The organism is Olivibacter jilunii (assembly GCF_900607235.1).
Classification (GTDB): Bacteria; Bacteroidota; Bacteroidia; order Sphingobacteriales; family Sphingobacteriaceae; genus Olivibacter; species Olivibacter oleidegradans.
Genome location: NZ_LR027853.1, coordinates 276,986 through 289,227, shown reverse-complemented (window position 1 = coordinate 289,227; position 12,242 = coordinate 276,986). Strand labels below are relative to the sequence as shown.

Here is a 12,242-nt window from a genome sequence, read left to right as displayed (position 1 = left end):
CATCATCACCAAGCTCTCATCGAGGAAAAGCGAAGAGGTTGTTGTGGATTAGCAACTAAATTATCTATGCCTAAACATAAACTTAGATCCTGCCAATCTTTATTTTTTGCTCTAATAAGACGTTCTTTTTGAGAACGCGTAAAAGCAGATAACACATTGAAGCGAGCAATACCTAACTCCTCTGTATCAATTTCCTCAAAATAAACCAATCTGGAAACCTTGGCAGCTGTATCAAAAAAAAGTTGCCTATGCTCCTTATAAAATGTCATTGTTTTAAACAAATCATCGGTTAATCCTACATGTAAATATTGTCGGTTACAGTCTGTCAATATATATACAAATCGCTTCATAACAAAATACACTAATATTTTTCGCTAATTGAATTTTATTTACTAACTTTATTGGCACAATGATACTAACAATTTTAGTAAAAACAAAATTATTTTAAAAATGAGCAATATCGCATCAAATCTTAAATACCTCAGAAGAAAAAAGGGGCATACACAACAGCAATTCGCTGATTTAATGGAAATTAAGCGTTCTCTTGTTGGCGCTTATGAGGAAGATCGTGCGGAACCGAAATACGAGTTGCTAAAAAAATTCGCATCCTATTATGAGTTAACTATGGACGAACTTGTCAATGAAAAAATTGACGATAAATGGAAGCCTACTCCGAAGGGTGATTCATCCAGTGTCCGTGTTTTAAGTATTACGGTCAATGAGGATGATCGTGAAAATATTGAGCTTGTACCGGTTAAAGCGAGCGCAGGTTATCTAAATGGCTATGCCGATCCGGACTATATTAGTGAATTGCCAAAATTCAGATTGCCTTTCTTTAAACAAGGAACTTACCGCGCATTTGAATTGAAGGGAGATTCCATGCTTCCTTTACAACCTGGTACGGTTGTTATTTGCGAGTACGTTGAAGATTGGTTTGATGTTAAACCCAATCAGACTTACGTCATTATTTCGAAATCCGATGGAATTGTTTATAAAAGGATAGCGCATAAATTTAAGGAAGAGAAAGGATTGAAATTGCTTTCGGACAACAAAGTATATGAACCTTACTGGGTAGAAACACCGGATATTTTAGAAATATGGAAAGCCAAAGCATTTATTAGTACAGAATTTCCAGAACCGACGGCAGAGCCAAGCTTAGAAACTCTTACCACCATGATGGCACAAATGCAAAAAACAATAAGTGGTATGAAAACCGAATAAAATACTGTTCATCAAACCGAAAAAACAATATAACAGATGAAAAACATAACGGTAATTGGTTCAGGAACCATGGGTAACGGTATTGCGCACACCTTTGCTCTTCATGGCTATTCGGTATCTCTTGTAGACCTAAATGAGCAGGCCTTAACAAAAGCCATAGATATTATACAAAGAAATTTAGATAGGCAGATTAGTAAAAGTAAACTAACTGAAAATGAAAAAATCGCTACTTTAAATAATATAACGACGTTTACAGATTTAAAAGGAGCCGTTGCCGAGGCGGATCTGGTCATTGAAGCGGCAACAGAAAATGAGGCTGTCAAATCGCGCCTCTTTAATGAATTGGACGACCTTTGTGCTGATGCTACCATTTTAGCTTCTAATACTTCGTCTATTTCCATTACACAACTCGCTTCTAACACAAAAAGACCGGATAAAGTCATTGGTATGCATTTTATGAATCCGGTTCCAATGATGCAATTGGTTGAAGTGATAAGGGGTTATCGTACGAGTGAAGCAGTTACCATTACAATTTTTACTTTGGCAGCCAAACTTCAAAAAACACCTGTCATTGTACAAGACTACCCTGGTTTTATAGCCAATAGAATCCTCATGCCGATGATTAATGAAGCAATTTACAGCCTATATGAAGGCGTTGCCGGTGTGATGGAAATTGATACGGTTATGAAGCTCGGTATGGCGCATCCAATGGGCCCACTGCAATTAGCAGATTTTATAGGTTTGGATGTGTGTTTAGCTATTCTAAAGGTATTACACGAAGGTTTCGGAAATTCTAAATATGCGCCATGTCCGCTATTGACCAATATGGTAGCTGCGGGCCATCTGGGAAAAAAATCAACTATTGGATTTTATGATTATCGACAATCTGATGCCAAGGAACTTATAGTTGCTAGCAGGTTTTCGAATTCGAGATTCTAATATTTTCCTGATTCACTGACTTATAAATTCTTCACTCCTTTAGATTGTTGAAAGGTAGTGCGTTCTGTCAACGGCTGGCTCATCAGTTTAGCTATCAAATCGCTCCAACTGTTTTAATAAAGTTGCGAAATCTTTAGGGTACGGGGCCTCAAAACTATAGTCTTTTCCATTTATAGAGAAACTCAATGCTCTAGCATGTAAAGCAAATCGTTTCATAATTGGGAGTTCTTCTTGTCCTTTACTTAATGTATAGCCCCGTTTAATCTGTGAGAGATAAACGGGTTTGCCTTTATAAAGACTATCTCCTACAATAGATGCATGTTGCGTAGCGAGGTGAATTCTAATTTGGTGCATGCGACCCGTTATTGGCCTACACTCCACCAAAGTATAATGCTTAAAATAAGCAAGCGACTTAAACCACGTTTCGGCTAATTTGCCATTCGCTTTATCAATGGTAACGTTTTTATTACCCAGATTCAGAATTGGAAGGTCCACCTTTAGGTCCTCAAAGATGTGAGTTCCCCCAATAATAGCATGATAAATCTTTTTCACTCTTCTCTTCTCGAACTCGATAGAAACAGAGCGATAGGTATCAGGATTTTTAGCAATTAATAATAAACCGGAAGTTTCTTTGTCGATACGATGACAAACTTGCGCGTCCGCATGGTATGACTTCGCCATTCGAAGTATGTTAATTTCTCGCCCCTCTCTTTCATCCAGCGATGCAATAAATGGTGGTTTATTTACGACGATTAGATTATCATCTTCGAAAATGATGAGCTGATTGAACTTCGGAAATTTAAAATTAAGCGCTTTTTCTTCCATAGAAGTGCAAAGGTATAAAAAGAGGACGACATGTTCGTCAAAGAGCGATCATTTACTTTAGGCTTAAAGTTCCGCCAAAGGTAAAGCAATGAAAAAAGAGGATCCTTTTTCCTTCCCTTGACTTTCTGCCCAAATCTTTCCACTATGAAGTTCCACCAAGGTTTTAACGATCGATAGTCCTAAGCCATTACTTCCTTCTTTGCCCGTTGGCACAGAACTTAGACGGGCAAATTTTTTGAACAGTTTCTTCATATCCTGTTCAGAAAGGCCTTGCCCTTGATCTCGAATTTCAATTAAAGCCTTGTTATCTACCTCCTTAGCTATCAAATTAATCGTTGTATCAGCATATGCGTATTTGGAAGCATTACTTAACAGGTTTTCAAATATCTCGCGTAATCGTGCTTTATCACCGGCGACAGGCCGTTGAATAGTATTTTCGAAAACTACCCGCTGTTTTTTTTGGTTGGCAATAATCTCAAAATCCGTCAAAAGATCTTTAAGCAATGAATCAAGCACACACGGCTCTATCTTAAGCTTCATTTCGCCATCTTCTATCTGCGATAAATTTAACAGATCGTTCAAGCTCGAAAGGATAAAATCGGATGATTTGATAATTCGCTCGGTCATTGCCTGCGTCCCTTTATTCTCCTTTGCCTCTCGCTGAATCAACTGCGCGTAAAGCTTGATGGATGTTAGCGGATTTTTAAGGTCATGAACGGCTGCGTTCATTAAATCAGTTTGTACCCGTACCGCATTGCGTGTAGCTAAACGAAATTTCAACTCATCCATTACTATGGACGCAAGACTCTTCAACATTTCCAACTGCTTCTCTGACGGATATTTAGCTGTAGGATGACTAACACAAAGTGCGCCGATTTTATACCCATCAGGCGTCTGAAGTGGCGCAGCAGCATAGAATCCGATACCAAGCGCTTTTAAATGTTCCGGATTTTCAAGTATCTCCGAAGCCTCTTCTATATTATTAATCACGGCTACTGTGTCCTGTAAAATCGCCCAAGAACAAAGACTATCAGTACGGTTAGTATAGCGTTCAAAATGGCCTGTAGTATCTGATTTTAAGAATACCGTTTTTTCGTCGACAAAGGATATAAATGCGCCCGCAACTTCAAAAAACTCCATAGCCAACTTCGCAATCTTATCGAACGCGTCTTCCGGCGGCGTATTCAGAATATCATACTTATACAGCTTCCGCAAACGGTCCTGCTCGTTCGGAGGAATTATATTGAGCCACTGACGATAGATTCCCATAGGTAGCAATTATGTCGTAAAACTATAATTATAATTTCAACTATCTTCTTTGAGATCATTGATATCCCTTAAGATGATTTTTTATTGACACAATTGCAAGATACAAAAAATGGGCGACCTCTTTTCGGTAAAGGAAAAATTTGTAAGGCTTGGATGACTTTACTTCCTATATATCCCGAAAATGAAAAGGATCAGGTAAAATTCGAAATCTCAAAGGGCGCCACAGAAAGATTAAATGGAAAAGGGGCTAAGCACCCCCTTTAGAAATATAATGAATTAGGCATCAAATTTATACCCAACTCCCTTTACGGTAGAAACATAATCATCCCCTATCTTCTCTCGCAGCTTTCGAATGTGCACATCAATGGTTCTGTTAGTTACCACAACAGAATCTTCCCAAATACTCTTCAATATTGTTTCTCTAGTATAAACTTTTCCAGGTTTAGAAGCTAATAAGTATAACAATTCAAATTCTTTTTTTGCAAGAACAATTTTCTCATCGTTCTTATATACCAAAAAGGTTTCCCTATCGATTACAAGGTCGGCGATTTCAACTTTATTTTCTAAAGTCTCTTCTCCTTTGCTGTTTCTTCTCAAAATTGCATTAATCCTGCTAATCAACGCCCTTGGTTTAATAGGCTTCGCGATATAGTCGTCAGCACCAACATTAAAGCCTGCAATTTCGGAATACTCTTCACTTCTTGCTGTAAGAAATACCATAAAAGTGTTTTTAAACTCCGGCATGCTTCTCATAATCCGACAAGCTTCAATACCATCCATTTTCGGCATCATGATGTCAAGTATGATGAGATCCGGGTTTATCTTCCGTGCCGTTGATACAGCTTCCTGTCCGTTAGTGGCCGTAAAAACCGAATATCCTTCACGCTTTAAGTTATATTCAATTAGTTCGACTATATCGGGCTCATCGTCAACGACTAATATCTTGTATTTAGCACTGCTCATGTTCAATAATTTTAGGTCTAAATTATGTACTTAATTGCAAATAAAAGTTAAGACAGTATTAACAAATTGTTAATGATCACCCATTGCTTGACATCTAGTTAAAATTATAGCGTTTTTTCCAAAAAATCTGCCAGTTTTTGTCCTCTTAGATTTTTAGCAACAATAATACCCTCCGGATTAAGCAGAAAAGACGCAGGAATACTTGAAATTTTGTATAATTCTGCAGCTTTACTATTCCACGCCTGCAAATCTGATACATGTGTCCAAGTTAACTGATCATCTTTTATTGCTTTCAGCCAAGCAGCTTGATTATTATCCAAGGACACCCCTAATATCGTAAAATTTCTATCTTTATAAGTATTGTATTGTTTTACAATATTGGGGTTTTCCTCTCTGCAAGGCACGCACCAGGATGCCCAAAAATCGACAAGGGTATATTTACCACGGAAGTCCGACAGCTTGACTGTCTTCCCTTTTTGATCCATTAATTCAAAATCGGGCGCTTTCTGCCCCACCATTAGCGGTTTCAATTCAGCCATATGGGTAACAAAATCTCGCACGGCAGCATTTTTAGGAAATTTATCCTTTATAGTGTCGGCATAGGCCATCATTTCCGCTTCGTACTCTGCGGGATCTAATGAACTTATTGCATAGAAGCCCGCTAAATTGTTAACATTTCGATTAGCGAAGGCCAATACCTCTTTTGAAAATTGGTCCAGGTTGTTTTTATATTTCACAAACAGTTCATCCCTAATCTCTTTTTCTTTTGACGGCTCCCTTTTTAATCGCATTTGAAATTCGCCTTCTATTTCCCTGGATATGGCAGAATAACGGGTATTAATTTCACTAAACTCCTTTATTTTGCTAGAAATTTCGGAACCAATAACTTCGTAATTTCCACTCGGATCTTTGATATTGGCCTTAAAGCTCACCTCTTCGCCGTTGGAAAGAACAAAAAAGTAATTATTTTCTCCAACTTTTAAATTGTAAAACTGCGGGATAGGTGCCGTTCTCCGAAAGCGAAACTTATTATCGTCATTCAAAAAAGCTGAATCTACAACCTCCCCTCCTTCATATAAAAAAACTTTTTTGACCTGATCGTTGTTGATAAGCTCGCCGTTCAAGACAAACTGATCCTTATTACTGCAAGCAGCCAAAACAAAAATACTTAGAGCTCCTAATATCTTCTTCATCCGTAAATATTTAGTTCAAATTCATTTAACCAACAAAAGATTTCGCTTTTTCAAGAGCAACGGTTAAACCTGAAGAATCCTTTCCTCCTGCTGTTGCATAAAAAGGTTGACCACCACCACCGCCTTTTATTTCTTTTGCCAGCTCCCTAACAATTTTTCCCGCATCCAGCCCACGGCTCACTAAATCATCCGATAATACTACAGTTAAATTAGGTTTACCATCAAAATCAGCGGCTAATACTAAAAACAGACCATTATCGATTGCCTTTTTTATAGCAAAGGCTAAATTTTTAACAGCATCTGCATTTGGTAACTCCACTTGCTCACCGATAAAACGCACTCCATTAATGTCAATTGCCTTTTCTACAAGCACCTGCCTTAACTGTTGGGCCTTTTCCACCAATGATTTTTCTACCTCTTTTTTCAGTTTACTGTTTTCCTGTAAAAGACCGGTAATAGCGGCACTCAGATCTTTAGGATGTTTAAGTAAGTTTTTCAACTCATTGATCAACTCATCCTGCCTATCAATAATTTCTTCTGCCCGTCTACCGGTAATAGCTTCAATGCGTCTTACACCTGCGGCAACGGCACCCTCGCTCAAAATTTTGAAGAAGCCGATATTTCCGGTATATTGGACATGCGTTCCGCCGCATAATTCTTTTGAAAAGTTTTCATCGAAAATTATCACCCGTACAAAGTCACCGTATTTCTCACCGAATAAGGCTGTCACTCCCATATCAATAGCATCATTATACGGTACATTCCTTCGTTCATCCAAGGCTAAATTTTCTCTGATTTTTGCATTGACAACTTGTTCAACTCTTCTTAATTCTTCATCGGAAACTTTAGCAAAATGGGAAAAATCAAAACGGAGCACCTCTTCGCTTACTAAAGATCCTTTTTGATTTACATGTTCTCCCAAAACTTGCTTTAGTGCTGCGTGTAACAGATGGGTCGCTGAATGATTACTTTGGATATCCCGACGCCGATCTTCAGCTACCTTCGCAAAAAAAACACCTTCAAGATGCGAAGGGATTTCATCAGAAAAATGGATAATCAATCCATTTTCCTTTTTCGTATCAACAATCTGAATCGTTTCTTTCGATGTTTCATGTATTAAAATTCCGGTATCTCCCACCTGTCCACCACCTTCCGCATAAAATGGTGTTTGCGACAACACTAATTGGTATTGAATCTTTCCCTTAGCTGAAACTTTACGATATTTAAGTATCTTCGTTTCGGTTGCTAAGTTATCATATCCTACAAAGTGTGTTTCTCCATCTTCACTTACGGTAACCCAGTCGCCCGTATCAATCGCAGTCGCAGCTCGTGAGCGCTCTTTTTGTTTATTCAACGCATTTTCGAATCCCGGCATATCTACTTTCCATCCCTTTTCCCGAGCCATCAAATCAGTCAAGTCGATCGGAAATCCATAAGTATCATATAATTCAAAAGCGAAATCCCCACTAACCAGCCCCTGATCAGTGTGATAGCTTTCAAAGCGCTGGATACCGGTTACTAAAGTTCGTAAAAAAGATAACTCTTCTTCCAAAACAACTTTTTGTACGAAATCCTGCTGTTTGTAAAGTTCATCAAATACGCCTTCAAACTGCTGAGCCAGCGGAATCACTAATGTATTTAAGAAGGGCTCTTTGAAATTTAAAAATGTATAAGCATAACGAACGGCTCTCCGCAAGATCCTTCTAATTACGTATCCCGCTTTGTTGTTAGACGGAAGCTGTCCATCTGCAATAGCAAACGAAATGGCACGAATATGGTCAGCCATTACGCGCATCGCAATGTCCTGCTGCTCGTTTTCGCCATATTGTACCTTCGCCGCTTTCGCAATTAACTGGATAAGCGGCTGAAAGATGTCCGTATCATAATTGGAAGTTTTGCCCTGCAATACACGTACCAGGCGTTCAAAGCCCATACCCGTATCCACATGCTTTGCAGGAAGAGGTTGCAAGGAACCGTCTTTTAAACGATTAAACTGCATAAAGACATTATTCCATATTTCAATTACTTGCGGATGATCAGCATTGACCAAGGTGCTCCCATCAATCATCCGACGCTCTTCGTCGCTTCTACAATCCACATGTATTTCAGAGCAAGGCCCACACGGCCCGGTCTCCCCCATTTCCCAGAAATTATCCTTTTTGTTTCCCTTCAGGATGCGGGTTGAATCAATATGTTCTTTCCAATAACCATAGGCTTCGGTATCTTCCGGTAAACCTTCCTCGCTGTCTCCTTCAAATACAGTAACATATAATCGGTCTTTATCTATTTTGTAAACATTGGTTAAGAGCTCCCAACTCCAGGCTATTGCCTCTTTTTTGAAATAATCACCAAAGCTCCAATTGCCCAGCATTTCAAACATAGTATGATGGTACGTATCGATACCAACCTCTTCTAAATCATTATGTTTCCCCGACACCCTCAAACAACGTTGCGTATCTACAACCCTTGAATACTTAATGGGAGCCTCACCCAAAAACAGTTCTTTAAACTGGTTCATCCCGGCATTGGTAAACATCAGGGTTGGATCATTCTTTACTACGATCGGTGCAGAAGGTACTATTTCATGTCCCTTGCTTTTAAAAAAAAATAAAAATGCTTGTCTTATTTCTCTACTAGTCATTCACTAGAATAATTAAATATGTTCCAACGGCTATCTTAAAGATGCACAAAGTTAAGCTATTTCAAGCACGATCGCTAACAGAATCGGCTCTTATTAAAAAAGCTGTCCAAAAACCACTTACCATGTGCTTCCAGACAGCTTACTAGACAAAATCAAAATTGATTATTTGCTTAATTCCGCATAATACTTATGAAACAAAGGAATGGTTTCAATACCTTTAAAATAGTTAGCGATATCATACTTTTCATTTGGTGAATGAAGATTATCACTATCTAGTCCAAAGCCCATTAAAACCGTCTTCAATCCTAATTCCTTTTCGAATAAGGCAACAATTGGAATACTGCCACCACCTCTACATGGAATCGGTGCCTTTCCAAAAGCCTCCTCAATTGCTTTTTCGGCAGCTTTGTAGGCCGTACTATCTGTTGGTGTTACAGCCGGTTCTCCACCGTGATGAGGTGTCACTTTCACTTTTACATATTTCGGAGCTAAGCTTTCGAAATGCTTTTGAAATAAACTCGTAATAACAGCAGACTGCTGATTGGGTACCAGTCGCATCGAAATTTTTGCTGATGCCTTTGATGGAAGAACTGTTTTTGCCCCTTCGCCGATATAACCACCCCAGATTCCATTAACTTCCAAAGTAGGGCGAATCCCCGTGCGTTCAATACTTGTATAACCTTTTTCACCCCATAGCTCCTCAACTCCAAGATCTTTTTTATATTCATCTTCATTAAAAGGAGCTTGGTTTAGTGCTTCTCGTTCTTCCGCACTTAATTCAATGACATCGTCATAAAACCCGGGAATGGTAATATGGTTATTCTCGTCATGAAGTGAAGCGATCATTTTTGCTAAGATGGTCGCCGGATTTGCCACAGCTCCACCATAAACGCCGGAATGAAGATCTCTATTGGGACCTACCACTTCTACTTCTAAATAGGAAAGTCCTCTTAAGCCGGTTTCGAGTGATGGGGTTTCCAAACTGATCATGGCGGTATCCGATATTAGGATAACATCAGCGGCTAATTTTTCTCTATTTGCTTTAACAAAAACGTCTAAATTTTCAGATCCTACCTCTTCTTCTCCTTCGATCATAAACTTGATATTACAAGGCAGTCCACTCGTTTGTTGCATAACTTCGAAAGCCTTTATATGCATATACATTTGTCCTTTATCATCACAAGCACCACGGGCAAAAATTTTGCCGTCGCGCACGGTAGGTTCAAACGGTGGCGTGTGCCACAATTCCAGTGGTTCCGGTGGTTGCACATCATAATGTCCATATACGAGAACAGTAGGTTTAGTTGGGTCTATAATTTTCTCCCCATAAACAATTGGATTGCCAGCTGTCGGGCAAACTTCTACATTGTCCGCACCGGCAACCTTTAGTTTTTCAGCAATATAATCGGCCGTTTTTAAGACATCGCTTTTATACTTTGAATCGGCACTAACAGATGGAAAGCGTAGCAATTCAAACAATTCATCCAAAAATCGTTGCTTGTTTGCTTCAATATAGTCTTTAATGTGTGACATAATTTATTGTGTTTGTTGCAAACCTACATAAAATCGGTTAAAATCCCATGTAAGCTCACGATGTCTCCATATTAGTTCCGTACTATATTCACACTATATCGGCTATATAGAAATGCAGGAAAACAAGAAGCGAAAGCGGATACATACTAAATGACAGGTGGGCCTGACGTGGAAATAAGGTGGACTTCACGTGGACTTGACGTGGATTCGAAAATTGAGATAGAAGATTTAAGATTAGATCAGGGAGACTAATACGAATCTAAGCCAATTCTATCAATTTACAAAATTCAAAGGATTGGATTTAAAGTATAAATATTTCGTAAACTCATCTTGCTTTTAATTAAGTTTGCATTGTCGCTTCCCAACCCTTAAAAGGGCTAACTCCGAATATTCTTAAGCGTTTTTTATCACAACATATACATATTGTAATGATTCGTTTCTTACAAATTTATTTAGATGCCTACCGTGGTTTATCCCGCCCGGCCTGGATGCTGGCACTTGTCATGTTTATCAATAGAAGTGGAGCCATGGTACTCCCTTTTTTAGGTGTCTATATGACAAACAAGCTCAACTATTCTATAGAAGATGCAGGAATCATTTTAAGTTGTTTTGGTATCGGCGCGGTTAGTGGCTCTTGGCTTGGCGGGTGGCTAACCGATCGTTTTGGGCATTTCAGGATACAAACGTGCAGCTTATTCTTAACCGCTCCACTTTTTTTCATTTTGCCTCAATTACAATCCATGGAATCACTGGCTTTTGGAATTTTCTCATTGAGTCTGATATCAGAGACTTTCCGACCTGCCAATTCAGTATCCATTACCCATTATGCGAAGTCCGAAAACATTACAAAAGCCTTTTCCCTCAATAGAATGGCTATTAATTTAGGTTTTTCAATTGGTCCTGCCCTAGGTGGTTTTCTGGCTTCCGTTTCTTATGATCTTCTATTTTATGGAAATGGCATCACCTGTTTAGTGGCCGGTATTTTGTTTTTCTTTTATTTCAAAGGAAAAAAGGGCCACCAAAAGAAAAGAGAAAATAACATTGAGCATACTTTTCCTCGGCGCTCACCTTATCGTGACACACCTTTTATGCTATTTAGCATTCTATGCACGCTTTACGCAATCTGTTTCTTTCAATTGCTTAATACGCTTCCCTTATTCTACCGTTCTGTCTATCAATTGAGCGAATCACAAATTGGACGGATACTCGCTTTTAGCGGTTTAGTGGTTTTTTCCCTGGAAATGCTGGTAGTGCATATTGCCGAAAAAAAGCTATCGACCGCAAGCGTTATTATAGTTGGCACATTATTATGCGGTGTATCCTACGTGCTTTTAAATCACCACACCGGTCAGTGGATATTATATTTTTCTATTTTCATTCTTTGCTTATCTGAAATTTTGGCTATTCCTTTTATGGCAACGGTTACTGCCAATAGAAGTGGCAAAAATAATCAGGGAGCGTATATGGGATTAAATGCTTTGGCGTTTTCGGGAGCGCATATTATATCTCCTTACATTGGAACGCATATCGCTGCTACTTATGGTTTCACTGCCTTGTGGTGGGGAACCGGAGCAATGACAGTAATCACAGCTATTGGGTTTTTATGGGTATTCCGGTTAATGAAGCGTTGAAAAAACACAACGCTTCATTGATGTTTG

At 38.9% G+C, this 12,242-nt stretch carries 10 protein-coding genes; 3 read left to right on the top strand and 7 right to left on the bottom strand.

Annotated elements, in window-relative coordinates; genetic code table 11:
* Positions 1–5 precede the first annotated feature (5 nt).
* The gene (locus tag E0E36_RS19575; protein WP_130857408.1) at positions 6–350 is read right to left on the bottom strand and encodes a GIY-YIG nuclease family protein; all 345 of its coding nucleotides are present in this window, start codon (positions 348–350) and stop codon (positions 6–8) included.
* Between the two features lie 100 nt (positions 351–450).
* Between E0E36_RS19575 and E0E36_RS19570 the strand changes: the two genes are divergently transcribed.
* Together E0E36_RS19570 and E0E36_RS19565 are read left to right on the top strand one after the other, a co-directional pair.
* A complete protein-coding gene (locus tag E0E36_RS19570; RefSeq protein WP_013666375.1) occupies positions 451–1,221 on the top strand; it encodes an XRE family transcriptional regulator in 771 nt (256 codons plus the stop codon).
* 36 nt (positions 1,222–1,257) lie between these two features.
* Positions 1,258–2,160 (top strand): 3-hydroxybutyryl-CoA dehydrogenase, encoded by a 903-nt coding sequence (locus E0E36_RS19565; protein ID WP_130857407.1) that lies wholly within the window; start codon positions 1,258–1,260, stop codon positions 2,158–2,160.
* 87 nt (positions 2,161–2,247) lie between these two features.
* On the opposite strand, the gene E0E36_RS19560 is transcribed toward E0E36_RS19565, so the two are convergent.
* The 6 genes from E0E36_RS19560 to E0E36_RS19535 all read right to left on the bottom strand — a co-directional run bounded on the left by E0E36_RS19560 (position 2,248) and on the right by E0E36_RS19535 (position 10,584).
* Entirely contained in the window at positions 2,248–2,985 is a 738-nt protein-coding gene (locus tag E0E36_RS19560; RefSeq protein ID WP_013666373.1) for an RluA family pseudouridine synthase, read from the bottom strand.
* Between the two features lie 63 nt (positions 2,986–3,048).
* A complete protein-coding gene (locus tag E0E36_RS19555; RefSeq protein WP_130857406.1) occupies positions 3,049–4,254 on the bottom strand; it encodes a GAF domain-containing sensor histidine kinase in 1,206 nt (401 codons plus the stop codon).
* Between the two features lie 276 nt (positions 4,255–4,530).
* Positions 4,531–5,217, bottom strand: a complete 687-nt coding sequence (locus E0E36_RS19550; RefSeq protein WP_013666371.1) for a response regulator transcription factor — start codon at positions 5,215–5,217, stop codon at positions 4,531–4,533.
* A 104-nt stretch (positions 5,218–5,321) separates the two neighbouring features.
* Entirely contained in the window at positions 5,322–6,410 is a 1,089-nt protein-coding gene (locus E0E36_RS19545) for a peroxiredoxin family protein (protein ID WP_130857405.1), read from the bottom strand.
* A 25-nt stretch (positions 6,411–6,435) separates the two neighbouring features.
* Positions 6,436–9,051: an alanine--tRNA ligase gene (gene alaS, locus E0E36_RS19540; protein ID WP_130857404.1), complete on the bottom strand. Its 2,616-nt coding sequence runs from the start codon at positions 9,049–9,051 to the stop codon at positions 6,436–6,438.
* A 162-nt stretch (positions 9,052–9,213) separates the two neighbouring features.
* Positions 9,214–10,584: a dipeptidase gene (locus E0E36_RS19535; protein WP_013666368.1), complete on the bottom strand. Its 1,371-nt coding sequence runs from the start codon at positions 10,582–10,584 to the stop codon at positions 9,214–9,216.
* Between the two features lie 428 nt (positions 10,585–11,012).
* On the opposite strand from E0E36_RS19535, the gene E0E36_RS19530 reads away from it, so the two are divergent.
* Positions 11,013–12,215 (top strand): MFS transporter, encoded by a 1,203-nt coding sequence (locus E0E36_RS19530; protein WP_130857403.1) that lies wholly within the window; start codon positions 11,013–11,015, stop codon positions 12,213–12,215.
* Positions 12,216–12,242: the final 27 nt, after the last annotated feature.

Excerpts from the sequence above, each read along its gene's own strand:
- E0E36_RS19570 (WP_013666375.1), top strand. The coding sequence starts at position 451 with ATGAGCAATATCGCATCAAATCTTAAATACCTCAGAAGAAAAAAGGGG.
- E0E36_RS19565 (WP_130857407.1), top strand. The coding sequence starts at position 1,258 with ATGAAAAACATAACGGTAATTGGTTCAGGAACCATGGGTAACGGTATT.
- E0E36_RS19550 (WP_013666371.1), bottom strand. The coding sequence starts at position 5,217 with ATGAGCAGTGCTAAATACAAGATATTAGTCGTTGACGATGAGCCCGAT.
- alaS (WP_130857404.1), bottom strand. The coding sequence starts at position 9,051 with ATGACTAGTAGAGAAATAAGACAAGCATTTTTATTTTTTTTTAAAAGC.
- E0E36_RS19555 (WP_130857406.1), bottom strand. The coding sequence starts at position 4,254 with ATGGGAATCTATCGTCAGTGGCTCAATATAATTCCTCCGAACGAGCAG.
- E0E36_RS19530 (WP_130857403.1), top strand. The coding sequence starts at position 11,013 with ATGATTCGTTTCTTACAAATTTATTTAGATGCCTACCGTGGTTTATCC.
- E0E36_RS19535 (WP_013666368.1), bottom strand. The coding sequence starts at position 10,584 with ATGTCACACATTAAAGACTATATTGAAGCAAACAAGCAACGATTTTTG.
- E0E36_RS19545 (WP_130857405.1), bottom strand. The coding sequence starts at position 6,410 with ATGAAGAAGATATTAGGAGCTCTAAGTATTTTTGTTTTGGCTGCTTGC.
- E0E36_RS19575 (WP_130857408.1), bottom strand. The coding sequence starts at position 350 with ATGAAGCGATTTGTATATATATTGACAGACTGTAACCGACAATATTTA.
- E0E36_RS19560 (WP_013666373.1), bottom strand. The coding sequence starts at position 2,985 with ATGGAAGAAAAAGCGCTTAATTTTAAATTTCCGAAGTTCAATCAGCTC.